Annotated in this window: 23 protein-coding genes; 15 read left to right on the forward strand and 8 right to left on the reverse strand. The window is 57.0% G+C overall.

The window, feature by feature from the left end; translation table 11 throughout:
• Positions 1-7 precede the first annotated feature (7 nt).
• The 7 genes from soxC (at position 8) to ACR0LL_RS15465 (ending at position 7,151) form a co-directional block, all read left to right on the forward strand.
• Positions 8-1,279, forward strand: coding sequence for a sulfite dehydrogenase (gene soxC / locus ACR0LL_RS15435; protein ID WP_480588166.1), 1,272 nt, complete (start codon positions 8-10; stop codon positions 1,277-1,279).
• On the forward strand, positions 1,263-2,303 hold the full coding sequence (locus ACR0LL_RS15440) for a c-type cytochrome (RefSeq protein WP_480588168.1): 1,041 nt from the start codon (positions 1,263-1,265) through the stop codon (positions 2,301-2,303). The genes soxC and ACR0LL_RS15440 overlap by 17 nt, the downstream gene beginning before the upstream one ends.
• Before the next feature lie 2 nt (positions 2,304-2,305).
• On the forward strand, positions 2,306-3,013 hold the full coding sequence (locus tag ACR0LL_RS15445) for a c-type cytochrome (RefSeq protein WP_480588169.1): 708 nt from the start codon (positions 2,306-2,308) through the stop codon (positions 3,011-3,013).
• A gap of 24 nt (positions 3,014-3,037) precedes the next feature.
• Positions 3,038-4,300 (forward strand): FCSD flavin-binding domain-containing protein, encoded by a 1,263-nt coding sequence (locus ACR0LL_RS15450; RefSeq protein WP_480588171.1) that lies wholly within the window; start codon positions 3,038-3,040, stop codon positions 4,298-4,300.
• An 80-nt stretch (positions 4,301-4,380) separates the two neighbouring features.
• Complete coding sequence (locus ACR0LL_RS15455) at positions 4,381-4,815, forward strand: DUF302 domain-containing protein (protein WP_480483429.1); 435 nt, start codon at positions 4,381-4,383, stop codon at positions 4,813-4,815.
• A gap of 1 nt (position 4,816) precedes the next feature.
• Positions 4,817-6,040, forward strand: a complete 1,224-nt coding sequence (gene hemA, locus ACR0LL_RS15460) for a 5-aminolevulinate synthase (protein WP_480588173.1) — start codon at positions 4,817-4,819, stop codon at positions 6,038-6,040.
• 52 nt (positions 6,041-6,092) lie between these two features.
• Positions 6,093-7,151 carry a YeeE/YedE family protein gene (locus ACR0LL_RS15465; protein WP_480588174.1) on the forward strand — a complete coding sequence of 353 codons (1,059 nt, stop codon included), beginning with the start codon at positions 6,093-6,095 and terminating at the stop codon, positions 7,149-7,151.
• 1 nt (position 7,152) lies between these two features.
• Here the strand turns inward: ACR0LL_RS15465 and ACR0LL_RS15470 are convergent, their stop codons facing one another.
• From ACR0LL_RS15470 to ACR0LL_RS15480, 3 genes are all read right to left on the reverse strand, one after another.
• The gene (locus ACR0LL_RS15470) at positions 7,153-8,097 is read right to left on the reverse strand and encodes an MBL fold metallo-hydrolase (protein WP_480588175.1); all 945 of its coding nucleotides are present in this window, start codon (positions 8,095-8,097) and stop codon (positions 7,153-7,155) included.
• Positions 8,094-9,023, reverse strand: coding sequence for an MBL fold metallo-hydrolase (locus ACR0LL_RS15475; protein ID WP_480588177.1), 930 nt, complete (start codon positions 9,021-9,023; stop codon positions 8,094-8,096). The genes ACR0LL_RS15470 and ACR0LL_RS15475 overlap by 4 nt, the downstream gene beginning before the upstream one ends.
• A gap of 300 nt (positions 9,024-9,323) precedes the next feature.
• Entirely contained in the window at positions 9,324-10,169 is an 846-nt protein-coding gene (locus tag ACR0LL_RS15480; RefSeq protein ID WP_480588179.1) for a LysR family transcriptional regulator, read from the reverse strand.
• Positions 10,170-10,255: 86 nt separating this feature from the next.
• Here ACR0LL_RS15480 and ACR0LL_RS15485 point away from each other — a divergent pair, with 86 nt between their 5' ends.
• Entirely contained in the window at positions 10,256-10,723 is a 468-nt protein-coding gene (locus ACR0LL_RS15485) for a c-type cytochrome (protein WP_480559064.1), read from the forward strand.
• A 14-nt stretch (positions 10,724-10,737) separates the two neighbouring features.
• A complete protein-coding gene (locus tag ACR0LL_RS15490; protein ID WP_480588181.1) occupies positions 10,738-11,625 on the forward strand; it encodes a c-type cytochrome in 888 nt (295 codons plus the stop codon).
• A 58-nt stretch (positions 11,626-11,683) separates the two neighbouring features.
• On the opposite strand, the gene nagA is transcribed toward ACR0LL_RS15490, so the two are convergent.
• The 4 genes from nagA to ACR0LL_RS15510 are packed head-to-tail and all read right to left on the reverse strand — an operon-like array spanning position 11,684 to position 15,502.
• Positions 11,684-12,817 carry an N-acetylglucosamine-6-phosphate deacetylase gene (gene nagA / locus ACR0LL_RS15495; protein ID WP_480588183.1) on the reverse strand — a complete coding sequence of 378 codons (1,134 nt, stop codon included), beginning with the start codon at positions 12,815-12,817 and terminating at the stop codon, positions 11,684-11,686.
• Positions 12,814-13,842, reverse strand: a complete 1,029-nt coding sequence (locus tag ACR0LL_RS15500; protein WP_480495938.1) for an SIS domain-containing protein — start codon at positions 13,840-13,842, stop codon at positions 12,814-12,816. The genes nagA and ACR0LL_RS15500 overlap by 4 nt, the downstream gene beginning before the upstream one ends.
• A 29-nt stretch (positions 13,843-13,871) precedes the next feature.
• A complete protein-coding gene (locus tag ACR0LL_RS15505; protein WP_209597491.1) occupies positions 13,872-14,627 on the reverse strand; it encodes a GntR family transcriptional regulator in 756 nt (251 codons plus the stop codon).
• Entirely contained in the window at positions 14,624-15,502 is an 879-nt protein-coding gene (locus tag ACR0LL_RS15510; RefSeq protein WP_480588185.1) for a glucosamine kinase nucleotide-binding domain-containing protein, read from the reverse strand. Before ACR0LL_RS15510 ends, ACR0LL_RS15505 begins: the two co-directional genes overlap by 4 nt.
• A gap of 166 nt (positions 15,503-15,668) precedes the next feature.
• Between ACR0LL_RS15510 and ACR0LL_RS15515 the strand changes: the two genes are divergently transcribed.
• From ACR0LL_RS15515 to ACR0LL_RS15540, 6 genes are all read left to right on the forward strand, one after another.
• Positions 15,669-16,556 (forward strand): N-acetylmuramic acid 6-phosphate etherase, encoded by an 888-nt coding sequence (locus tag ACR0LL_RS15515; protein WP_480588187.1) that lies wholly within the window; start codon positions 15,669-15,671, stop codon positions 16,554-16,556.
• A 24-nt stretch (positions 16,557-16,580) separates the two neighbouring features.
• Positions 16,581-17,834: an ABC transporter substrate-binding protein gene (locus ACR0LL_RS15520; protein ID WP_267366202.1), complete on the forward strand. Its 1,254-nt coding sequence runs from the start codon at positions 16,581-16,583 to the stop codon at positions 17,832-17,834.
• 65 nt (positions 17,835-17,899) lie between these two features.
• Positions 17,900-18,814: a carbohydrate ABC transporter permease gene (locus ACR0LL_RS15525; protein WP_267366203.1), complete on the forward strand. Its 915-nt coding sequence runs from the start codon at positions 17,900-17,902 to the stop codon at positions 18,812-18,814.
• Positions 18,815-18,826: 12 nt separating this feature from the next.
• Positions 18,827-19,666 carry a carbohydrate ABC transporter permease gene (locus ACR0LL_RS15530; RefSeq protein ID WP_267366204.1) on the forward strand — a complete coding sequence of 280 codons (840 nt, stop codon included), beginning with the start codon at positions 18,827-18,829 and terminating at the stop codon, positions 19,664-19,666.
• Positions 19,663-20,697 (forward strand): Gfo/Idh/MocA family protein, encoded by a 1,035-nt coding sequence (locus ACR0LL_RS15535; RefSeq protein ID WP_480588189.1) that lies wholly within the window; start codon positions 19,663-19,665, stop codon positions 20,695-20,697. Before ACR0LL_RS15530 ends, ACR0LL_RS15535 begins: the two co-directional genes overlap by 4 nt.
• Positions 20,694-21,689: an ABC transporter ATP-binding protein gene (locus tag ACR0LL_RS15540; protein WP_480588191.1), complete on the forward strand. Its 996-nt coding sequence runs from the start codon at positions 20,694-20,696 to the stop codon at positions 21,687-21,689. The genes ACR0LL_RS15535 and ACR0LL_RS15540 overlap by 4 nt, the downstream gene beginning before the upstream one ends.
• 83 nt (positions 21,690-21,772) lie before the next feature.
• On the opposite strand, the gene ACR0LL_RS15545 is transcribed toward ACR0LL_RS15540, so the two are convergent.
• Positions 21,773-23,992, reverse strand: coding sequence for a CHASE2 domain-containing protein (locus tag ACR0LL_RS15545; protein WP_480588193.1), 2,220 nt, complete (start codon positions 23,990-23,992; stop codon positions 21,773-21,775).
• Positions 23,993-24,017 lie beyond the last annotated feature (25 nt).

A 24,017-nucleotide genomic window follows, 5' to 3' on the forward strand; every position in this document is an offset into this window, starting at 1 on the left:
AAACAAAATGAGCGAGAACCCAAGGGCAAAAGCCCCATCGCGTCGCCAGTTTCTAAGCGGTGCCGCCGCGGTTGGCGTAGGTGCGGTCGGTGCCTCAGCGGCGCGCGCCGCAGGCCCTGACCCGCTGATCACGCAGGTTCAGGAATGGGCACAGGCAACGGGCGAAGGCGTGGATGCAACCCCCTACGGCCTGCCAATCCAATTCGAGAGTGATGTCGTGCGGCGCAACGTCGAGTGGTTGACCGCAGACACGATCAGTTCGATCAATTTCACGCCGATCCACGCGCTGGATGGCACGATCACCCCGCAGGGTTGCGCGTTCGAGCGGCACCATTCGGGTGCCATCGAGCTGAGCAAGGCGGACTACCGTCTGATGATCAACGGTCTGGTCGAAACTCCGCTGATCTTCACATATGAAGATCTGGAACGTTTCCCGCGTGAAAACCGTATCTATTTCTGCGAATGCGCCGCCAATACCGGTATGGAATGGGCCGGTGCGCAGCTCAACGGCGCGCAGTTCACGCACGGAATGATCCACAACATGGAATATTCCGGTGTTCCGCTGCGCACCCTGCTGGAAGAGGCGGGGGTAAAGACCGAAGGCAAATGGGTTTACGTCGAAGGCGCGGATGCATCCTCGAATGGTCGCTCGATCCCGCTGGAAAAGGCGATGGACGACGTACTTGTAGCATTCAAAGCCAATGGTGAGGCTTTGCGCAAAGAACACGGTTATCCCGTTCGTCTTGTCGTTCCCGGCTGGGAAGGCAACATGTGGGTCAAGTGGCTGCGCCGGGTCGAGGTCACCGAGATGGCTATCGAAAGCCGCGAAGAGACATCCAAGTATACGGATACTCTCGAAGACGGAACATCACGCAAGTGGACATGGGTCATGGACGCCAAATCGGTCGTCACGTCGCCCAGCCCGCAAGCGCCTATCACGCATGGGCCGGGGCCGTTGGTGATCACCGGGTTGGCCTGGTCCGGGCGGGGCTCGATTACCGGCGTCGACGTGTCGGTGGATGGTGGCAAGAACTGGGTTCCGGCACGTCTGGCGGCCCCCGGGACAGACAAGGCGCTGACCCGGTTTTATCTGGACTATAACTGGGACGGTTCAGAGATGCTGTTACAGGCCCGCGCGAAGGATTCGACCGGTTACGTCCAACCCAGCAAAGCTCAGCTGCGGGACGTGCGGGGCGAGAACTCAATCTACCACAACAATTGTATCCAGACCTGGTGGATCAAGGAAAACGGAGAGGCGGAAAATGTCGAAGTATCGTAGGCTATTGGCCGCCTCGGCCCTTGGGTTATGCGTGGCGGTTCCAGCCCATGCAGACAAGCTTGGACTTGGGCGCCCTGCGTTGCCCGAAGAAATCGCGGCATGGAACCACGACGTTGCACCTGACGGAACCGGATTGCCCGAAGGTTCTGGCGACGTGTTCACCGGTGAAGAGGTCTTTGCCGAACGGTGCGCGATCTGTCATGGCGATTTTGCCGAAGGTGTGGACAATTGGCCGAAACTGGCGGGCGGCGAGGGCACGCTTGCAGATAAGGACCCGCTGAAAACAGTGGGCTCTTACTGGCCGCACCTTTCGACGGTATGGGACTATGTGAACCGTTCGATGCCGTTTGGAGACGCACAAACGCTGGAGCCTGACGACGTTTACGCGATTGTCGCCTATATACTGTATTCCAATGACATCGTTGATGATGAGTTCACGCTGTCGCACGAAAATTTCCTTGAAGTGGAAATGCCGAATGCCGGTGGTTTCATCGTGGATGACCGCGAAACCGCCGAGGCGCATTTCTGGACGGATGAGCCATGCATGACGGATTGCAAAGAAGGTGTGGAAATTACCATGCGCGCCGCCGTTCTGGATGTAACTCCTGATGAAGCCGGGGCCGACAGCGCGGACCCGGCATCTGTTTCCGAGGAAGCATCCGTCGAGGTCAAAGAAACCGCTGACGACACAGCGGCACTTGATCCCGAAATGATCGAAAAAGGCGAAAAAGTTTTCAAAAAGTGCAAGTCATGCCATCAGGTCGGGGAAGGGGCCAAGCATCGCACGGGTCCGGCATTGAACGGCGTTGCCGGTGCCAATGCGGCCTCCGTCGAAGGCTTTAAGTACTCCAAGGCCATGAAAGCTGCCGCCGAGGATGGCTTGATCTGGACGGATGAAGAGATGGCCGCGTTTCTGGCCAAGCCTAAAGCCTACATGAAGGGGACACGCATGTCCTTTGCCGGGCTAAAGAAACAGGATGATATCGACGCGGTCATTGTTTACTTGAATTCTTTCGGCAGCTGATCATGCGGCGGCGGTGGGCAACAGGTGTCATGTTTGCTGCGAGTTTCCTGGCAACCGCTGCCAACGCGACTGAGGACCTTGGCGATGCAGAGGCCGGAAAGCTTGTGTTTGCCCAATGCGAAGGATGTCATCAGGTCGGCGCGAGCGCTGAAAACAGGATTGGTCCGCATCTGAATGGTATTTTTGGCCGCCGGGCGGCCGGGCTTGAGGAGTTCACCTATTCCAAAAGCCTGATCCGTGCCGGCACCTCGGGGTTGGAATGGCACGCCGACACATTGTCGGCTTACATTGAAAACCCCCGTGCCTTCGCATCCGGCACCAGAATGAGCTTTCGCGGGCTCGAGAACCCGGAAGATCGGGCCAATGTAATTGCCTATTTGCGTGTGTTTTCCGACAACCCGCAAGACATCCCCGAAGCCGACCCAACGGCAAAGGGAACGGACCATTCCGTCAACCCCGAAATCCTCGCGATACAGGGAGATCCAGAATACGGTGAATATCTGAGCAGCGAATGCACGACATGCCACCAGATAGAAGGAGCTGATGATGGGATCCCTTCGATCGTTTACTGGCCCGACCAAGATTTTGTTGTCGCCATGCACGCCTACAAGGACAAGCAGCGGCAGCATCCTGTCATGCAGATGATCGCGGGCCGCCTGAGCAGCGATGAGATCGCGGCATTGGCCGCTTACTTCAACAACCCACAGTGACAATGCCCAAGGGGAGGAACCGCGATGACACTCAACAGACGGACATTTCTGGGAACCGCAGGGGTACTTGCTGCCGGGCTGTCGGCCCCGATGGTGCTGGCGCAGGGCAAGCCCCGTGTCGTGGTGGTTGGGGGCGGGGCAGGCGGCGCAACCGCGGCGCGCTATATCGCCAAAGACAGTAAAGGCGAGATTGACGTCATTCTGATCGAGCCGTCCAAATCATATTACACCTGTTTTTTCTCGAACCTGTATCTAGGCGGGTTTCAAGAGCTTTCGGACATTGCGCACAGCTATGGCACGCTTGCTGCAAAATACGGCATCAACGTTGTTCACGATTGGGCCGTGGGCGTCGACCGCGACGCCAAAACCGTCTCATTGGCGGGTGGCGGATCTATTCCTTATGACAAATTGATCCTGAGCCCGGGTATCGACTTTGTCGATGGCGCGGTCGAGGGGTGGGATGTAACTGCACAGAACAAGATGCCGCATGCGTATAAGGCGGGCTCTCAAACCGAGCTGTTGAAGGCGCAGGTTATGGCGATGCCCGAGGGTGGAACCTTTGCGATGGTCGCACCTCCGAACCCGTACCGTTGCCCGCCCGGACCTTATGAGCGGGTTTCGATGGTTGCGCATGTTCTGAAGGCAAACAATCCGACAGCGAAAATCATCATTGCTGATCCGAAGGCCAAATTCTCCAAGATGTCTTTGTTCCAGGAAGGTTGGGCCGACCATTACGAAGGCATGATCGACTGGATCGGAGAGGATTTTGGCGGCGGCAATGTCTCGGTCAATCCGGATGCCATGACGGTGACCATCGACGGTGAAGAAACCAAGGTCGACGTGTGCAACGTGATCCCGGCCATGAAAGCCGGGCGCATTGCGGAAATGGCCGGTGTAACCGATGGCAACTGGGCACCGGTGAACGCGGTGAACATGTCATCGAAAGCTGACCCTGACATCTATGTTCTTGGTGATGCCAGCCAGCAAGGTGACATGCCGAAATCCGGTTTTTCGGCCAACAGCCAGGCGAAAGTCTGTGCCAATGCGGTTCGTGGCGCATTGACCGGATCAAAGATCTTCCCGGCCAAGTTTTCGAACACGTGCTGGTCGCTCATTGATACGGATGACGGGGTCAAGGTCGGTGCCACTTATGAAGCGACGCCTGAAAAAATTGCCAAGGTGGACGGCTTTATCAGCCAGACCGGCGAGAATTCCGACCTGAGAAAAGCAACCTACCAAGAGTCGCTGGGTTGGTATGCCGGCATCACATCGGACATGTTCGGCTAAAAAACGCCAAGGCTTTGACCGGTGTCAAAGCCTTGGCGGTGAAATCTGAAGAAATGTGGTTCAGGAGGAGGAACATCATCATGAAACACTTTATCGCATCAGCCGCACTTTCAGTTGCATTGGCAAACCCGGTTATTGCAGAGGAGGTCATTGCCGTTCCCTTTGATGGGAGCTTTGATGATGCAACCTTTGCCGTTGAATCAGCAATTGTTGGGCAGGGGCTGGTTATCGATTATGTGAGCCATGTTGGTGAGATGCTGAATCGGACGGGGGCGGATGTCGGCAGCGACAAGCAAATCTTCACAGCCGCTGAGATATTTATCTTCTGTTCCGCAAAGCTCTCGCGCGAGATGATGGAGGCCGACCCGATGAATATCGGCTATTGCCCCTACGGAATATTCGTGGCCGAGGACGAAGGCGGTGTCAAAGTGGGCTACCGAAGCTATCCTGACGGACCGATGGAGAAAGTCGAAGCCCTGTTGGCCGGTATCGTAGAAGAAGCTGTTGGAAACTGACATGAACTACCAACAGTATTTTCGTGATCAACTGATGCAGTTGCAGGACGAAGGAAATTACCGGGTCTTCGCCGAGCTTGAGCGCCATTGCGGAGCATTTCCAACTGCACACAACCATGCAGAAAACGGACCTGAGAAAGTCACTGTCTGGTGCTCGAACGATTATCTGGGAATGGGTCAGCATCCAAAGGTTCTGGCAGCCATGCACCGGGCGATTGATAGCTGCGGCGCAGGGGCTGGCGGGACCCGGAATATTTCGGGGACCACGCATGAACATGTTCTGCTTGAGCGCGAGCTTGCAGATCTGCATGGCAAGGAAGCAGCGCTGCTATTCACGTCCGGGTATGTTTCAAATTGGGCTGCTTTGGGAACTCTGGCCTCTCGAATTCCCGGTATCACGGTTCTGTCCGACGAATTGAACCACGCGTCGATGATCGAGGGTATCCGCCACAGTCGTTGCGCAAAGCGGGTCTGGAAGCATAATGATTTGAAGGACCTTGAACGACATCTCATGGACCTGCCGTTCAACGCGCCAAAACTGATCGCGTTTGAAAGTGTGTACTCGATGGATGGCGATATCGCACCGATTGCCGAAATCTGCGATCTGGCGGATCGATACGGCGCGATGACCTATCTGGACGAGGTTCATGCAGTAGGGCTGTATGGGCCGCGTGGTGGTGGCATCGCCGAACGCGAAGGGTTGATGGATCGCCTGACGGTCATCGAAGGCACGTTGGGCAAAGCGTTCGGCGTGGTTGGTGGGTACATCGCGGCGTCAAAGGAACTTGTCGACTTTGTCCGTTCTTTTGCCAGCGGATTTATCTTTACCACCGCATTGCCCCCGGCCGTCGCCGCTGGTGCCGCAGCGTCCGTACGGCACCTCAAACAAAGCAATGAGGAGAGGTGTCTGCATCAACAACGCGTATGCGAGGTTCGAGGCAGGCTGGACGCTTTGGGCATACCGCACACACCCAACCCAAGCCACATAATCCCGGTCATGGTCGGCGATCCGGTTAAGTGCCGCTTTATCTCAGATGTCTTGATGCGCGACTACGGGATTTATATCCAGCCGATAAACTATCCCACTGTCCCAAAAGGCACCGAACGTCTTCGGATTACGCCTTCACCTGTACATTCGTCAGAAGATGTAACCCTGTTGGTCGAGGCATTGGGTGCGTTGTGGACACAGTGCCAGCTTGCGCGCAAACCGATGGCCGCACAGTGAGAACTTGACGGAAGGCAAAGACGGACACGTAAAGAGGTGAGAGTTTTTGTCTATGGAACGCCTCATCGATCTGCTGGGAGATTCGGGCACATTGGCCGTTGCCGGTTTGCTTGTCGGCATCCTGTTCGGAGTCACCGCTCAGAAATCTCATTTCTGCTTGCGGGCATCCACTGTTGAAGTCGCCGAGGGCGAGCTTGGGCCACGTCTGGCCGTCTGGCTGATCGCATTCACGTCGGCGCTGATGCTGGTACAGGGGTTCGTCTCGATTGAATGGCTCGATTTGTCCGGGGCGCGTTCAATTGCGTCAACAGGCAGCCTGAGTGGGGCAGTGATCGGCGGTCTGATGTTTGGCGCCGGAATGATTTTGGCACGCGGATGCGCGTCGCGCCTGTTGGTGTTGGCCTCATGCGGCAACCTGCGGGCTATGGTGACGGGGCTGGTTCTGACATTGGTTGCGCAAGCGGCTTACACGGGTGTGCTCAGCCCCGCGCGCGAGGCGCTGTCCGGTCTTTGGACGATCACAGGTGGCAATGCGCGCGACCTTTCGGCACTACTTGGGTTTTCGCCCATCGCATACACAGTCTTTGCCGCAGGGACCTTTGTTCTGGCTGTCGTGTTTGCAGCGCGCCAGCAGGTGACAGTTACAAAGATTGTCACGGCCGCCGGAGTTGGTGTCGCAGTGGCGCTTGGCTGGTTGATGACATTTGCGATTGCACAAGCCTCCTTCGAAGTCGTGCCGGTGTCTTCGGTCACGTTCACCGGCCCGGCAACGGACACATTGATGGCGCTGGTGGCCGAACGGAACATTGCGCTGTCCTTTGGCATTGGTCTGGTTCCGGGCGTTGCAATTGGCGCCGCTGTTTCTGCAGTTTTGTCCGGCGAGTGGAAGATCGAACAGTTCGGCCCGGATACTCCGATGGAGCGTTACCTTGTCGGGGCCGTCTTGATGGGATTTGGTGCGATGTTGGCAGGTGGCTGCGCCGTTGGTGCCGGATTGTCCGGGGGATCGGCCTTGTCGCTGACTGCGTGGCTTGCCGTCTTCTCGATGTGGGTTGGGGCCGTCGCCACCCATCGGATGATGATGCGAATGCCCGTTCTTCGGCGGTCCTGACTTATTCGAATTCCATCTGTTCGTAGACCCGACCCGCGTTTTTCGTGGCCAATTCTTCGAACGTGTCCAAATGGGCGTAAGGGGATTGGTCGACGTAATAGGCCTCGGCCAGATCTCCGCCTGCATCCATATGTTCCTGGATCTTTGCGCGCAGGTAGACAAGATAGTCGCGTGTATACCGGCGCACCTGATCCATGTTCGTAGGATGACCGTGCCCGGGGATCACATATGTGGCTTCCAGTGCTTCGAACTCGTTGTGCCAGGTCTCAAGCCAATCTGCGGTGTAGGTGTCCTGAAAGATTGGCAGCATACGTTCGTGAAATGCCATGTCACCGGCGATGACAAGGCTTTGATTGGGCAACCAGATCGAAATGTCGCCGGGGCTGTGCGCGGGTCCAAGATGTTTGGCCTCGATGCGAAAATCGCCGAGTTCGACGACGTATTCATCGTCAAACGTTTCTGTCGGACCGGCCAAAAACGTTCCTTTTGCCTTGTCCTTGTTATATGCCTGCATGCCTTCAAGGATTTGTGGCCCATATTCTTCGAATTCAGCCGCAGCATCTGAATGAGCGACGATGGGCACCCCATGTTCCGACCAGTAGGCGTTCCCCAGCATAGCGTGCCCCTGACCGTTTTCGTTAAAGACAAGCTTCACGGGCTGATCCGTGAGCGCTTGAATCTCCTTATGAAGCGCTTCGGCAAGCACATAGGCCGCGCCACCGTTGATGACGACAACACCCTCTCCGGTCACGATGAAGCTGAGGTTATTGTTGTGGCCCGAATTCTCATAAGTCGGGGGTGCGGTTGCACCGATGGCGGAAAAGACGCCGGGAATAAATTCGACAGGTTTCGAGTAAAGAACGCTCTGCGGGTACTGGTCTGCAATATCCTCACTGGCCCAGGTTTGCGTGGCCAGGGTACAGGCAATCAACAAAGCGCGGATCATGCAGGCTCTCCAATAAATCGATAGGTCGAACCGGCCTTTTCGACACGGCCAATTCCGCCATTTGGCAAATGGAATCCAATAATCTTCATTTGGGCATGAGAAATCTGATCCAGCAGCGATTTCCGGGCACTTGCCGCGGCGTCAGGGTCCTGATCCGTACCGCTCAGCCAGTCTGGACGCTCGAACGCGACGTGTGGATTGCCGAGCGCATCGCCCACGACCATCACCGCGTCACCGCCTTTGCGAATTTCGAAGGCCATGTGTCCGGGCGTGTGCCCGAAACTAGCGCGTGCTGCGATACCGGGAAGGATTTCCTGCCCATCATCAAAGAATGCAACCAAGTCTTCGATGGCTTCCATGCGCCGCTTTGCGCCCACCGCGAATGCCGTGCGGTCGGCTCCTATCGCGTCAACGGTTGCAGGGTTCCACCAATAATCCCATTCCTTGCGGCTAAAATGATATCTGGCATTGGGAAAGAGGGGATCTCCGAAGTCGTCCAGCACACCCCAGATGTGATCCGGATGAGCATGGGTGAAGATCACCTGCGTGACCTCATCCGGAGATAACCCGACGGCGTCCAGAGTTTCCGGAAGTTTGCCAGCGGTTTGCATGAAATCCGGCCCGGCCCCAACGTCGAACAGTACGGTATTCTGGTCATCGCGGTAGAGCACAATGTTGCACTCGGGCTCGTAGCTGGTCAGATCTGCCTGATAGCGGTTCAGAAGTTCTGTCAGCTCTGCCTCGGGCATTGCCCCAAAGACCATTTCGGGCGGCAATGACAGATACCCATCTGACAAAGTTGATATCCTTGCCGATTGGCCAAGTGTCATTTCCGCAACCGCAAAGCTGGGTCGCAGGCAGAGCGCCGCCAGACATGCGCCTTGGGACAGGAAGGTCCGCCGGGAGAAATTTGGGTCTCTGCTCATACAAAATCAATAAGATGAATGTTTGTATTTGTAAATGATGAATGGCAAGGGCGGCACATTCTCTCTGGGGCTTTTCACCACTTGCGTTGGAACGTTCGCAGCAAAGTGTCGCATACCTGGCCCTTCCCAAAGTACCTTTGACACGTCTTGGCGAAACAGATTTAGAAACGACTACCTGGAGCGGCGGTGAAAACCTGAGCATCGCGGCGCAGGACGTCTTTTTGCAGGTGCAGGGCACCCGCCACGACTTGCCGGAGATTTCAACGCCAAATGACCCACCAATTCACTTTAGTTGTGACGTCACCCAGCCAGTGCATGCGGAAGGTGTTCAACCAGTGCCCGTTGCACGACCGCAAATCTTGGCGTGTGTGCGATTTCCTCAAGCGTCGCGACCCAAAGTGGAACCTCGATTCGGGGATCAATGTCGTTCAACCTATGAAGCCGGGGATCAGCGTCGCCTATAAACGCAGGCAAAAAAGCTCTCCCCACACCGGATGCAACCATCTGCTGAAGCACCAGAAAACTGTCTGCTCCGTTTGTCATGTCATCAGCGCGAACATGTTCAGCCAACCATTTCGCCGGAAGTGAACGGCTGAGGGCCCCATCAAGCCGCATCCATTTTTGATCATGGGTACCGTCACTATAAACCCCGAAGCGCAACGTTCCTGCGCGCTCTCCAGTCAAACCTTCACCTAGTTGAACCGAAGGGCGGACAACTATATCTGCGGTTAACCTGGTCAGATCATGGTGGCTGTTTCCGCTGAGGATCGTCAGTTCGAGGCTGGGGTAGAGAGCGGAAATTGAGTTTAGTATCTGTGGCAGGACAAACTGGCAAAGGCTGTCCGTGGACGCGATACGCACATGACCCGCAGGCGAACGATTTGCGCCTACAACAGCGCGTTCGACCGAAAGTACGGCATCTTCAACGCTTTCCATGGCGGACAGAATTGTTCTGGCTTCAGGAAGAACCGAATACCCCGACGGGTCTTTCCGAAAAACAGCGCAGCCATATCGGTGTTCAAAGGCTGCAACCCTGCGCAAGACGGTTGCATGTGCAACACCCAGGGCTGTCGCTGCCGCATTCAACGAGCCGTGTTTGCTGACGGCGAGGGCATACCGAATATTGTCCCAATTGTCGTTGTTCATAAATGAACAGGTGAGGCCGAATAACAAACAATTACAAGAAAAATCGTTCAAGCTATCATATGGCACATTAAACAGGGAGCCACACCATGATGAAGAAATCTTCGATCTTTGCGGCAGGTCTTTTGTCCTTGGCCGTAGTTGGAACTGCAATTGCTCAGGATAGCGAAAACCCGGCTGTAAAAGCGCGGACTTCGATTATGCAGCTTTACGCTTTCAACCTGGGCACGCTGGGCGCCATGGCCAAGGGAGAGGCAGAGTATGATGCCGAAGCGGCTACGCGTGCCGCAAATAATATCGTCGTCGTGTCGCAGATCGACCAATCCGCGATGTGGCCAGCCGGATCGGATAATGTGTCAGACCCGTCCACCCGCGCCTTGCCCGCTATTTGGGAGAACTTTGCAGATGTCGGCGCTAAAGGGCAGGCACTGGCCGATGCGGCTGTTGCGATGCAGGCTGCGGCAGGTCAGGATGTTGAAGCCCTGAAAGGGGCGATGGGCCAACTTGGCGGAGCCTGCTCGGCCTGTCACAAAGCTTACAGAGCACCAGAAAATTAAAGGAGTATCGATCAGTGCGGCGCATTCTACTTTTCGCCGTTCTAGTCATGCTTATGGTCGGGTTGGCCGGTTTGCTGCTAACCCTGCCACAAAGAGTTGATCCGGGACAGTTGGCCGGTCTGACCCCCGACGTGACCAGAGGGGCGTCTGTCTTCTATTCTGCTGGATGCGCCTCATGCCACTCGGCCCCGGATGCCCGCGAGGAAGGAAAGCTTGTTCTTGCTGGCGGGCGCCGGTTTGAAACGGATTTCGGTACGTTTGTAGCTCCAAACATTTCCAGTGATCCAGACGCCGGAATTGGATCATGGTCTGCGCTAGATCTGGCCAATGCCCTGAAACATGGAACAGGCCCCAAGGGACAGCATTATTACCCGGCCTTCCCCTATACGTCTTATGCCAAGATGACGGCCGAGGACGTCGCGGCGCTTCATGCGTTTTTGAACACCCTGCCTGCGTCTGATGCGGCAAGTATCCCGCATGACGTCGGTTTCCCTTTCAACATCCGGCGCGGGCTGGGGTTGTGGAAGCTTCTGTTTTCAGGCTCGGGCTGGGTGGTCGAAGGTGATCTGACCGATCAGCAAATCCGGGGCCGGTATTTGGTGGAAGCTTTGGGGCACTGCTCAGAATGCCATACACCACGAAACGGACTGGGAGGGTTGAAGCGGGATCTTTGGCTGACCGGAGCGCCAAATCCTAACGGCAAAGGGCGCATCCCCGGTCTGACCACTGCCCAGCTTGACTGGTCTGAGGCTGACATCGCTGAATATCTGAAATCCGGTTTCACACCGGATTATGACAGCGCCGGAGGCGAAATGGTCGAAGTCATCGAGAACACCTCGAAACTAAGCGATGAAGACCGATTGGCCATTGCTGCTTACCTGAAATCCGTTCCCGTTCAGTGAATTGACTACTGGTTGCAGAAACTCTGGATTTTGTCAGCGCAGGTCTTATGACACTGGGTCAAACCAGCGCGTCTACGTTGCTCATATCTCTGGCAATACGGATCAGCGGGCATTGCTCTCCTATGGCCAGCCGACCCGCGTCGGTTAATCCCATCACTTCGGCGGGTATACGAGTTGCGGCTGCCAATGCGTCTTCCAGCGGCACTTCGGCTTGCGTGTTCAGGACACGCAGCGCTGTGGTCAAGTCCAGATCAGCCCCCGCCAAAGTACCATCAGACAGTGTCAAACGCCCGTCTTTGCGGGAAATGCGGCGGCCTTCCAGTTCGAACATGCGCTGGTCCGTGCCAGCCGGTGCCATCGCATCGCTGACCAGAAATATCCGGCCCGGGCCCCGCTTGGCGGCCCAGGCTGTGCGCATGGCTTCGGGGTGAACGTGAATGCCGTCAGCGATCAGTCCGGCGTTCAATCGACCCGAGGCCAGAACCGCCCCGACAAGCCCCGGAGATCGATTGCCCAGTTGACTCATGGCATTGAACAGATGCGTCACGCAGGACGCACCGGCCTCGGCATAAGACAGGCAGGTATCAAAATCCGCATCACTGTGGCCCAGCGATACAACGGCACCGGCCGAGACCAGCGCTTTTACCTGCGCAATTGATACGTTTTCAGGCGCAACCGTCAGCATCAATGCGGGCAGGGCATGCGCCGCCGCGACAAGCGTCGTCAGGTCTTCGTCATCCATGGGGCGGATCAGGGTTGCATCATGGGCGCCTTTCCGAGCCACCGAAAGATGCGGCCCTTCCAGATGCAGGCCAGTGATCCCCGGAACACCCGCAGAAATCGCGGCCTTGACCGCTTCGATGGCGGCGCGGGTCTTGGCTGCGGTATCCGTGATCAGGGTGGGAAGGATCGAGGTTGCCCCAAGCGTCCGGTGCGCCTCGGCAATACGCGCAAGCGTTTCGACAGACGGGGCGGCGTTGAACATCACTCCGCCGCCGCCATTCACTTGCAGGTCAACATAGCCGGGGGCCAGTATGTCGCCTTGCAGATCGACAAGCTTGCCAGCGTCTGTCTTCACGTCAACGCCTATGTCAGTGATGCGGCCAGCCTCCAGCCGCAGCGCGGCACCGTCGTGCAGTTTGGTGCCGTCAAAAACAAGCCCGCCGTGGTAGATGGTCGCCTCGTCGCTCATACCGTTTCCGTCACTTTTCGCAGGTGACGTGGCGCATCCGGGTTGATCCCGCGTTGTACAGCGACCTGCTCGACCATTGAATAAAAGGACACGATGGCGGCTACCGGGTCCGTCAGCCAGTGATCCGTGCGGACATGAGGCAGCACCTCGGCCTTTGTGACCATTGGGCTGGTGGCAAATACCTGTGCCCCCTTGGCTGCGAGCGTGTCGGCAACCTCGGCCAACAGCGGCTCTGCGGGATCATTGGCGGCAAAGGCAATAACCGGAAATCCGCCTTCCACGATCGAGACAGGGCCATGCAGCACCTCGGCCGAGGAATAACTTTCGGCATGGATCTGGCAGGTTTCCTTGAATTTCAGCGCGGCCTCGTTCGAGATCGCCACGCTTGGTCCGCGACCAAGCGTATACAGCGAGCTTTGGGTGACAGCCGCCGCCGCCCTGCTCCAGTCACACCGAGTCGCGGCATCAAGGTGCCTGGGCAGGCCACGCAGCGCAGCCAGAAGATCTTTGTCGCCTTTCAGTTCCGCCAGCAGCCAAAGCCCCGCAACCAGCGAGGTCACGAAGGTCTTTGTCGCCGCTACACTAAGCTCGGGGCCTGCGTGCAGCGGCAAAGCCGCCTCAGCCGCCAGTGCAAGGGGGGACGACGGATCATTTGTGATTGCCACGGTGCTGGCCCCAGCCTTTCGGGCACTTTGCGTAAGTTGCACGATATCCGGGCTTTTTCCTGATTGTGAAACAGAAAGGCAAAGCGCCCCGGCCACATGCAGGTCAGCGCCATACACTGACGCGACCGATGGGCCGACGGATGCCATCGGCAAGCCAAGAAGCAATTCACTTGCGTATTTCAGAAAGGTGCAGGCGTGGTCTGAAGAGCCACGCGCCGCCGAAATCATGAACTTCAGCCCACCGTTCCGGGCGACGTCCGCTGCTGTGCTCAGGGCGTCTCCGCCATTGCTGAGTAATCGCTCAACAGCGACAGGAATTTCTTCGATTTCCTGACGCATCAGGGTCGTTTTCGGGGTCATCGGGGCAGCCTTTCCATCGGAATCGCAGATCATGGAGTGAGTCGCAGCTCAGCCACAAAGTCATAGGCATCGCCGCGATAGTTGGATTTTGTGAACTCGGCGACGCGCCCGCCTTCCAGATGGGAAATCCGCTGGATGCTCAGCCCTGCCGCGCCTTCCGCGACGCCAAGCAGAGCGGCATCTTCAGCCTCAAGATTAACGGCGGAAATCTTCTGGATGGCGCGAACAGGTCGGCAGCCGCTTTCTTCCAGTAGATCATAGAGTGAGTCGCGCACGGCAAGCGGATTTGGCAGAATGTCCAATGGCAACGAGGCACGTTCGACTGCCATGGGGCGTCCACCAGCCTCTCGCAGGCGGCAAATGCGCGCCACCTGTCCGTCAGCGGGCAGCCCGAGCACCGCCGTTTCCTCGGGTGATGGCAGAAAAACGCCCCGTTCCAACCACTTGGAGGTTGATTCCATGCCGCGCAGGCGCATGTCCTCGCTGAACGAGGTCAGATGCGAAAGCGATTGCTCCAGTTTCGGTGCGGCGTTCCGTACGAAAGACCCGGAACCCTGCCGCTGCACGATTGCGCCCTGTTTCACCAGTTCCTGAATGGCCTTGCGCACGGTGACCCTGGACAGGCCGGTAATCTCGGCGATCTCGCGCTCGGGCGGCAATGAGGAATTCGGGGGCAGGACACCAGCGTCGATGCCTTCCTCCAGTCGCTGACGCAGCCGGACATAACGCGGCCCGCCGCTGTTTTCGAGCCAGTCGTCAGAAGCCAGAAAGGATGCTGCGTTCATGCCGAATGCTCCACTTGAAAAGCTCGGGCCAAGGCGATGGCCCCGTCGATAGGCGCACCTTTGGGCTCTGTTACTGCGCCACGCGCACCATCCGGCAGATACGCCTCGTAATGGGGGCCAATACCCCCGGTCAGGCATAATGGCATGGCCGGGGTCCAACCCATTGCTTCCAGTGCCTGCAAAAGATGCGCGGCGCCTTCGCGCATAAGCGAAACCGCCCGTTCATCCCCTGACCTCGCTGCCGCTGTCACCTGTCGCGCAATTTGGCCGAATTCATGAGGCTGGGCCGCAGTCGCGAAAGCGACAATGCCGCTTGTACTGCCAAATTCGTTAAGCAAGGCCTCGGTCAGGTTGGAAATTGAGACCAGCCCGTCCCATGCATCCAGCGTAACGGAAAGTGCTCTGCGCCCAATCCACTGAGCAGAGGCCTCATCCCCCAGTACTGAGCCCCAGCCACCGGCAAAGCGTCGGCCGGCTTGCGATTGCAGGGCCAGAAACGAACCCGTCCCGCAATGGGCGATTGCACCATCGGTTGCCTGATGCGCACCCGCCAGCGCAGGGTGACGATCATCCTCGACCAGTATACTGTCCAACGGCAAATCCGCGGCCACTCGCTGGGCAATCTGTTCGCCGGTAACACCAGCCAGTCCAAAATACGCCGGCACGGGCCGTAAGGTGTCGGGCTGAACATTGAGCTTGGTTGCAAGCATCTTCAGGCCGTCTTTCAGCCGCACAATCGCGCCGTCATAATCGCTGGCGACGTTGGCGGGGCCAACCTCGACCACCAGCCGCTGCTCCCCATCGTCATAGGCGATCCGACAGGTTGTTCCGCCGCCGTCTGCTGCGATGATTGGATTGTTTTTCGACCTAAGCATGATGATACCTATATAATGCCTATGTTGAAATGTAAATGCCAAAGTAAATCCAATAGGGGCGGAAAGATTGAAAATGCGACGAATTTTAAGGCCAATAACAGCTGAAAAAAAATTAGTAGACAAATGGTATTGTATAGGTATGCTTTCTGGCAACGAGGAGAAACACGTGCTGCCACACATCACAGAACAACTCCACCCGGACGCATACGATTTGGGCAACCGACCGCTGGAAGAGGCGGCGCTGGCCCTGTCCAGGGGTCAGCAGGAAGCGGCCGGTGCCCCGCAGGGCGCCCTGCGTGCGATTTGTGACGGTGCCGACGCCATGGCCCGCAGTCTGGCATCAGGTGGTTCATTGTATTACGCGGCGGCGGGGTCTTCGGGGCTGATGGCTGCGGCTGATGCAATGGAACTGGGCGGTACTTTCGGCATCGACGAAAACCAAGTCCATATCCTGATGGCCGGAGGGTTGCCGCAATCCGCGCATATGCCCGGTGAAACCGAGGATGACACCGACGGGTTGGTCGAAGAGCTGGCCGGGCTTATGTGCAGCGACACGGTCATTGCTGTCTCTGCCAGTGGCACCACCCCCTATACACTTGAGGCCGCGCGACTTGCGCGTGTTGCGGGTGCCTGCACGATCGGGATAGCCAACAACCCGGGCAGCCCGCTGTTGGCGCAATGCGATCACGCGATTCTGCTTGCCACCCCGCCTGAACTGATTTCAGGCTCAACCCGAATGGGCGCCGGTACAGCCCAGAAAATCGCGCTGAACATGCTGTCCAGCCTTATGGCAATCAAGTTGGGTCATGTTCACGAGGGCATGATGGTCAACCTGCGAGCAGACAACGCAAAGCTGCGGGCGCGTGCGACCGGCATCGTCGCCCGGATCGCCGGAGTTGATGCAAGCACTGCCCAAAACGCCCTGGTTGAAGCGCAAGGAGACGCCAAATCCGCCATTCTCATCGCTGCTCGCGGCGTTTCACTGGCGGCAGCCAATGCGCGCCTGAAAGAAGCGGGCGGAGTTCTGAGCGCGGCACTGACACCTGATAAATAACTGCAAACCAAATGGGAGAGTACAATGAAACGTAATAGCCTGAAACTGGCCTTGCTTGGTGGGACGCTGTTAGCCTCTGCCGCCTATGCCGAAGACGTCACGCTGACTATCGAAAGCTGGCGTAACGATGACCTGACACTGTGGCAGGACCAGATCATCCCGGCCTTTGAAGCAAAGCATCCTGGCATCAAAGTCCAGTTCACGCCGTCTGCCCCGGCAGAATACAACGCGGTTTTGAACTCGAAACTTGATGCGGGGTCTGCCGGTGACCTGATTACCTGCCGCCCCTTCGATGCTTCGCTGGCGCTTTATGAGGCCGGTCACCTGACCGATCTGTCCTCGGTCGAGGCGATGAACAACTTCTCGGACGTTGCAAAGTCTGCCTGGCAGACGGATGACGGTTCGGCCAGCTTCTGCGTGCCGATGGCGTCGGTAATTCACGGCTTCATCTACAACAAGGACGCTTTTGCCGAGTTGGGCCTCGAAGTGCCGACCACAGAAGACGAGTTCTTTGCCGCTTTGGACAAGATCAAGGAAGACGGCACTTACATCCCAATGGCAATGGGTACCAACGACCAGTGGGAAGCTGCCACGATGGGCTACAACAACATCGGGCCGAACTACTGGAAGGGTGAAGAAGGTCGTCAGGCGTTGATCGCAGGCGAACAGAAGCTGACCGATGAAGCCTGGACAGCCCCTTATGCGACGCTGGCCCGTTGGGGTGCGTATCTGGGTGACGGGTACGAAGCACAGACCTATCCCGACAGCCAGAACATCTTCACTTTGGGCCGCGCAGCCATCTATCCTGCGGGATCATGGGAGATTTCCGGCTTCAACGCACAAGCCGATTTCGAAATGGGCGCTTTCAAGCCGCCGGTTCAGAACGCAGGTGACACCTGCTATATCTCGGACCACACGGATATTGGCATCGGCATGAACGCGGCCACAAAGAATCCTGAAGCCGCTGAAACATTCCTGACCTGGGTCGCAAGCCCTGAGTTTGCCGAAATCTTCGGCAACGCTCTGCCCGGCTTCTTCCCGCTGTCGAGCACTCCGGTCGAGTTGCAGGACCCGCTGGCCAAGGAAATTGTCGGCTGGCGTGAAGAATGTGAATCGACCATCCGCTCGACTTATCAAATCCTGTCGCGCGGCACACCAAACCTCGAGAACGAGACCTGGGGCGCATCCGTTGCCGCGATCAAAGGTGCCAAGTCGCCCGAAGAGCTGGGTGCAGAACTACAGGCGGGCCTCGCCTCGTGGTACGCACCACATCAGTAAGCTGAACCATACCCGGGCAGCATGAGTTGCCCGGGTACGCCAAGCATTCCATCGAAAGCGTTCCCATGACCCGCCCCCGCATCCGCTGGCATATCGTCGTGTTTCTGGCACCAGCCGTGCTTGTATACACAGCGGTGATGATCTTTCCCCTGTTCAACACGCTCCGTCTGGCCCTTTACTCTGAGGTCGACCAGAGCCGCGTTTTTGTTGGACTGCAGAACTTTCAAACGCTGTTTTTCGATCCGATCTGGTCGGAACAGTTCTGGAATGCGCTGGGCAACAATTTCTGGTTCTTTCTGATTCACATGCTGGTGCAGAACCCCATCGGCATCGCGCTGGCAGCGCTGCTCAGCCATCCGCGCCTGCGATTTGCAGTTCTCTATCGGTCGGCGATCTTCATTCCGACAATCCTGAGCTTTGTGATCGTTGGATTTGCATGGAAACTGATCTTGTCGCCCATCTGGGGCATCGCTCCTTCGATGCTGGATGCGGTTGGGTTGAAATCCCTCTTTGCCCCGTGGTTGGGGAAGGAGGAATACGCTTTGACCACTCTGGCGCTGATTTCGGTCTGGCAGTTTGTCGGTATCCCTATGATGCTGATCTACGCGGCCTTGCTATCGATCCCTGAGGAAATCCTGGAAGCCGGGGAAGTGGATGGCATCACCGGCACAAGTGCCTTCTGGAAGATCAAGCTGCCGCTTATCTTGCCTTCGATCGGGATCATCTCAATCCTGACATTTGTCGGTAATTTCAACGCCTTCGATCTGATCTATGCTGCACAGGGTGCCTTGGCGGGGCCTGACTTCTCGACCGATATTCTTGGCACCTTCATGTACCGCACATTCTTTGGCTTCCAGCTGCAATTGGGTGACCCGCATATGGGTTCGGCCATCGCTGGTGCGATGTTTGCAATCATCCTGCTGGGTGTCTGTGTCTACCTTTTCGGCATCCAGACCCGGATGCGCCGGTACCAGCTGTAAGGAGCAGATGACATGAACAAGGCCCGCTCCAACCCGCTAAACACCTTCGCGATGCATGGTGCTCTGATCTTTTATACGCTGATCGCTCTGTTTCCGGTTTTTGTGATCCTGATCAACAGCTTCAAGACCCGCAAGGCAATCTTTCGCGAACCGCTGGCGCTGCCCGATGCCGACAGTTTTTCGATGATCGGATATCAGACAGTGATGAAGCAGGGGGATTTCTTCCTTTATTTCCAGAACTCCCTGATTGTGACGGTTGCATCCCTGACCTTGGTCCTGCTGTTTGGCGCGATGGCGGCTTATGCGCTGAGTGAATACCGGTTCAAGGGCAACATGCTTATGGGTCTGTACCTGGCGCTTGGAATCATGATCCCGATCCGCATCGGCACCGTGGCCATCCTGGAAATGATGGTGGCGACCGGGCTGGTGAACACGCTGTGGGCACTGATCCTTGTCTATACGGCGCAGGGCCTGCCCTTGGCGGTGTTCATCCTAAGCGAGTTCATGAAACAGGTGAGTGACGACCTCAAGAATGCGGGCCGTATCGACGGGCTAAGCGAATACACAATCTTCTTTCGGCTTGTGTTGCCGCTGGTGCGTCCGGCAATGGCAACGGTTGCCGTGTTCAACATGATCCCGATCTGGAACGATCTATGGTTCCCGCTGATCCTGGCTCCTGCGGAAGAGACCAAGACACTGACGCTGGGAAGCCAGGTCTTCATCGGTCAGTTTGTGACAGACTGGAACGCGGTCCTGTCAGCCCTTTCAATGGCGATCCTGCCGGTGCTGATCCTCTATGTGATCTTCTCGCGACAGCTTATCCGCGGCATCACGTCAGGAGCAGTGAAATGACCCGCGTCCTGATCGCAGGCCTTGGGAACATGGGGCTGAGCCATGCGTTGGCACATCACCATCACCCGGACGCGCAGATTGTCGGGTTGGTGAACCGATCCGGCCGCGTAGATCACCCTGATCTGACGCGCTATCCGGTGTATTCAAGTTTTGAGGCTGCTCTGACCGAAACCAAACCCGATCTGGTTGTGATTGCGACCTACTCGGACAGTCACGCGGATTACGCCTGCGCCGCGATGGAGGCGGGTGCGCATGTGTTTGTCGAAAAACCGCTCGCCACCAACGTTGCCGATGCGCAGCGTGTGGTCGAAACAGCAACGCGGCTGAACCGTAAGCTGGTGGTGGGCTATATCCTGCGCCACCACCCATCCTGGATGCGTCTGATCGCCGAGGCTCGCACTCTGGGTGGCCCCTATGTGTTCCGTCTGAACCTGAATCAACAATCCTCGGGCCCTGAGTGGGAGACGCACAAGGCCCTGATGCAGACCACGTCGCCCATCGTGGATTGCGGTGTGCATTATGTCGATGTGATGTGCCAGATCACCGACGCAAAACCCCTTCGCGTTTATGGCATGGGTCTGCGCCTGTCGGATGAAATCGCGCCTGACATGTACAATTACGGCCAGTTTCAGGTCGTGTTCGACGACGGTTCGGTCGGGTGGTACGAGGCTGGGTGGGGTCCGATGATGTCCGAAACCGCGTTTTTCGTGAAGGACATCGTGTCACCCAACGGGTCTGTTTCGATCACCGACGGAAACAAGGGCGCGTCAGCGGACATCGATGGTCACACCAAGGTTGGTGGTCTTCTGGTTCACACGCCGCAGGGCGACAGGATTATCGACATGCCTGATGAACCCGGCCATCAGGAACTGTGCGATGCTGAACAAGCCTATATGCTGCGCGCCATCGCCGAGGATATCGACTTGACCCGCCATATGTCAGACGCCGTACAATCCCTTGCCATCTGCCTGGCCGCTGATCAAAGCATCCGCACTGGCCAACCCGTTTCTCTTGAGGAGACCCGCCAATGACCGCCCTTTCACTGAAAAACATTCACAAATCCTTTGGCAATGTAGAGGTCCTGAAGGACATCAATCTTGAGGTTGAGGACGGCGAGTTTGTGGTTTTTGTCGGCCCCTCCGGATGCGGCAAGTCCACTCTTCTGCGCGTTATTGCAGGGCTTGAAGACGCCACATCGGGTGAGATCAGAATTGCTGGTGAGCAGGTCAATCTGACCCCGCCCTCGAAACGCGGCATCGCCATGGTGTTCCAGAGTTACGCGCTTTATCCGCACCTGAATGTACGCGGCAACCTGACCCTTGCCCTGAAACAGGAACGCCAGCCGAAAGCCGTGATCGACGAGCGGGTCGCGGAGGCGAGCCGGATGCTGGGGTTGGAGCCCTACCTTGACCGCTACCCATCCGAACTGTCGGGGGGGCAGCGCCAGCGTGTTGCCATCGGTCGAGCCATCGTGCGCCAACCCAAGCTTTTCCTGTTCGACGAACCGCTCTCCAATCTTGATGCTGCTTTGCGCATGAACACCCGGATCGAGATCGCAAATCTGCACAGGCAACTCTCGGCCTCGATGATTTATGTCACGCACGATCAGACAGAAGCGATGACATTGGCCGACAAGATAGTGGTGCTGCGTGACGGACGGGTGGAACAGGTCGGCAGCCCGATGGAGCTGTACAACAACCCAGCAAACCGCTTTGTCGCGGGCTTTCTTGGTTCACCGTCCATGAATTTTCTGCCTGCGGACAACCTGACCCCGGGCGATGCGCGCGAACTGGGGCTGCGCCCGGAGGACATCCGCCTGGAAAGCGGTGGACCGATCGCCGGCACCGTTTCGCATGTTGAGCAGTTGGGCGGTGATACCAATGTCATTCTGCAAACCAGTAACGTGCCAGTTACAGTTCGTTTGTTTGGCCAGCATGCAATTGCCCCGGGTGACGATGTACAATTCGGGTTTGATCCCAACCGTGCATATTACTTCGGGAATGACGGGCAGAGATTACAGTAACGATAATTTTCAGCCCGTCTTGCATCAGTTTGTTCCGGTGTGAGCGTGACCCAAAGAGGGCAAGCGCCGGAAAACGTGACTGGTTAACCAAGATTGTGGCGTGTGAACATGAATTGCCCGGATGGTAGGTTCGACCGGAAGTCAGCGGCACGACCGGGCAGCGCCCTGTAGAACTGACGCAAGCCGGGCTCGATGTCTTCAGCCAGTTCTTCGCACTGTTGGCACAAGGTCTTGACCAGGCTGTTTGGATGTCGATTTGTGATCGCCAAAATCAGCTCTGCATGTGCAGCCCTGAGATCCTGGAATGCCGCTGTTTGCAACAGGGCCTGATCGCCCACCAAAACAAAGACGGGTTCCGGGTTGGCTTTGCCTTTCAGATCAACATGCCCGGCCTCTAACATGGCCAGATCCCCATGCGTGATTTCATGGACGCCGTTGGAAACGACGATGTCATAGTCGACTGTTCGACAGCATTGTTCGATCCGTGCTGAGACATTCACGACGTCACCGATAACCGTGTAGTTGAACCGTTTCTGCGAGCCGATGTTGCCGACGCAGGCCTGCCCTGTGGCAAGTCCCGTTGCCAGCGCGATAGGGGGGCGGTTTCGCATGATGTCGGATACATTGAACTCTGCCAAAGCGCGCCGCATTTTCAGCGCGGCTAATGAAGCCCGGCACGGGTGGTCAGCGACAGGCAAAGGTGCGTTCCAGAACGCCATAACAGCGTCGCCGATAAACTTGTCGATGGTTCCCCGTTCAGCCAGTATCTGATCGCCGATACTGGAAAAAAGCGCATTCAGCAGTGAGACCAGCTCGGTGGCAGATGCGGATTCAGACAGAGGTGTGAAACCCCGGATGTCGGAAAACATCACCGTGATATCCTGCGTCTCGCCTCCCAATTGCAGCTGATGCCCGGTGGTTTCCATCTCATCAAGGATTTCCGGGGCGACGTAATGCGAAAAGACTTTCCGGATTTTGCGCTTTTCCCGTTCGGTGGACAGGAAAAGATACCCTGCCAGAAGCCCGAAATTGGCCATGCCACCGATAAGCGGAAATGTGGCGTCGAACAAAACCGACTGGTTTTGAAAAACCAGCCAACTGATTGTCAGAACGGCAGCGGCGGCGACACCGCCTGCAATGAAAGATGCAACCGCACCGAAACTGGACATGACGGCAATCACGACAAGCCCGAGAAAGGCGAAGGCAAGCATTTCCTGCGCTGCGGTCACGTCCGAGCGGCTTAGCATTTCGTTGGTCAACACCTGTTCCAGAACCTGGGCATGAATTGAAACACCGGGAACGCTTTCCCCAAGAGCTGTCTGATGCATATCGAATAAGCCGGCGGCCGACGTTCCGACCAGGATGATCCGCCCCTCAACTTCCGCCCGAACGTCCGCATCATCCGAACCTTTGAGGATATCGTTGGCCGAGATATACAACTCGGGCGCATCGCGCCGGTATCTCAGCCAAATCTCGCCGTTTTCTGTCGTTGGTATCCGGTATCCCCCGACCTCAACCGCCAACATGATGCCTGTTTCGTCCAGCGCACCTTCGGCCATGATATTGGTTTCACCTAAGGCAACTCTCAGGGCTTCAATCGACAGACCCGGCAACAGCCCATCTGGCCCGCGCCAAAGAACCGGCACGCGGCGCATGATACCGGTTCCGCCGATGGGCGAGACGTTGACCCCACCAATACCTGCCGCAGTCCGGTCCAACGGAGGCGCAATTGGCGTCCAATGAGGAACTGAGATTAGACCCGCGGCGGGATTTTCCCCGAACTCAATGATACCTGCTTTTGCAGAGATAGGATTTCCTTCAGCAGACAAACGTGCGGCAGCCCCAAGAACGACCGGCCAATAGGCGATTTCCATCCCAAGCAAGACATCATTGTCGAGCTTCCGAGCGTGGCGTTCCACTGTGAGAACCCCTGCCAAAGACGGATCGTTCAAAAGCCGTGAGGGGGAAAACCGGTCAGGCTCAGCGAACAACATATCAAATGCGATGGCCGCAGCGCCATATTCACCCAGATTTTGAACGATCTGCGCCACCAGTGTTCGGGGCCAGGGCCATTGCCCCCAATTGTCCAGAGAGGCTTCGTCAATATCTACAACTCGTACAGGGAGTTCAGGATTGAACTCACGCGGGGATGACCTTTGCAGAACGTCGAAATAGATCAGACGGGTCATTCGCACAGGATAGGGATCCATGACCCGGATGAAACAACCCACCAGGATCAGACACAATCCGACAAGGCGGAACGCCCATTTCCCCGTCCTGGTTTTGCGCTTCTCGTCGCTCACGTCGTTCTCCAAAATGTGAGGCAAA

Source organism: Ruegeria sp. AI2, from assembly GCF_056541275.1.

Excerpts from the sequence above, each read along its gene's own strand:
- ACR0LL_RS15485 (WP_480559064.1), top strand. The coding sequence starts at position 10,256 with ATGATGAAGAAATCTTCGATCTTTGCGGCAGGTCTTTTGTCCTTGGCC.
- ACR0LL_RS15540 (WP_480588191.1), top strand. The coding sequence starts at position 20,694 with ATGACCGCCCTTTCACTGAAAAACATTCACAAATCCTTTGGCAATGTA.
- ACR0LL_RS15455 (WP_480483429.1), top strand. The coding sequence starts at position 4,381 with ATGAAACACTTTATCGCATCAGCCGCACTTTCAGTTGCATTGGCAAAC.
- ACR0LL_RS15535 (WP_480588189.1), top strand. The coding sequence starts at position 19,663 with ATGACCCGCGTCCTGATCGCAGGCCTTGGGAACATGGGGCTGAGCCAT.
- ACR0LL_RS15450 (WP_480588171.1), top strand. The coding sequence starts at position 3,038 with ATGACACTCAACAGACGGACATTTCTGGGAACCGCAGGGGTACTTGCT.
- nagA (WP_480588183.1), bottom strand. The coding sequence starts at position 12,817 with ATGAGCGACGAGGCGACCATCTACCACGGCGGGCTTGTTTTTGACGGC.
- ACR0LL_RS15475 (WP_480588177.1), bottom strand. The coding sequence starts at position 9,023 with ATGAGCAGAGACCCAAATTTCTCCCGGCGGACCTTCCTGTCCCAAGGC.
- ACR0LL_RS15480 (WP_480588179.1), bottom strand. The coding sequence starts at position 10,169 with ATGAACAACGACAATTGGGACAATATTCGGTATGCCCTCGCCGTCAGC.
- ACR0LL_RS15470 (WP_480588175.1), bottom strand. The coding sequence starts at position 8,097 with ATGATCCGCGCTTTGTTGATTGCCTGTACCCTGGCCACGCAAACCTGG.
- ACR0LL_RS15465 (WP_480588174.1), top strand. The coding sequence starts at position 6,093 with ATGGAACGCCTCATCGATCTGCTGGGAGATTCGGGCACATTGGCCGTT.
- hemA (WP_480588173.1), top strand. The coding sequence starts at position 4,817 with ATGAACTACCAACAGTATTTTCGTGATCAACTGATGCAGTTGCAGGAC.
- ACR0LL_RS15510 (WP_480588185.1), bottom strand. The coding sequence starts at position 15,502 with ATGCTTAGGTCGAAAAACAATCCAATCATCGCAGCAGACGGCGGCGGA.
- soxC (WP_480588166.1), top strand. The coding sequence starts at position 8 with ATGAGCGAGAACCCAAGGGCAAAAGCCCCATCGCGTCGCCAGTTTCTA.
- ACR0LL_RS15500 (WP_480495938.1), bottom strand. The coding sequence starts at position 13,842 with ATGACCCCGAAAACGACCCTGATGCGTCAGGAAATCGAAGAAATTCCT.
- ACR0LL_RS15525 (WP_267366203.1), top strand. The coding sequence starts at position 17,900 with ATGACCCGCCCCCGCATCCGCTGGCATATCGTCGTGTTTCTGGCACCA.
- ACR0LL_RS15445 (WP_480588169.1), top strand. The coding sequence starts at position 2,306 with ATGCGGCGGCGGTGGGCAACAGGTGTCATGTTTGCTGCGAGTTTCCTG.
- ACR0LL_RS15520 (WP_267366202.1), top strand. The coding sequence starts at position 16,581 with ATGAAACGTAATAGCCTGAAACTGGCCTTGCTTGGTGGGACGCTGTTA.
- ACR0LL_RS15530 (WP_267366204.1), top strand. The coding sequence starts at position 18,827 with ATGAACAAGGCCCGCTCCAACCCGCTAAACACCTTCGCGATGCATGGT.
- ACR0LL_RS15440 (WP_480588168.1), top strand. The coding sequence starts at position 1,263 with ATGTCGAAGTATCGTAGGCTATTGGCCGCCTCGGCCCTTGGGTTATGC.
- ACR0LL_RS15505 (WP_209597491.1), bottom strand. The coding sequence starts at position 14,627 with ATGAACGCAGCATCCTTTCTGGCTTCTGACGACTGGCTCGAAAACAGC.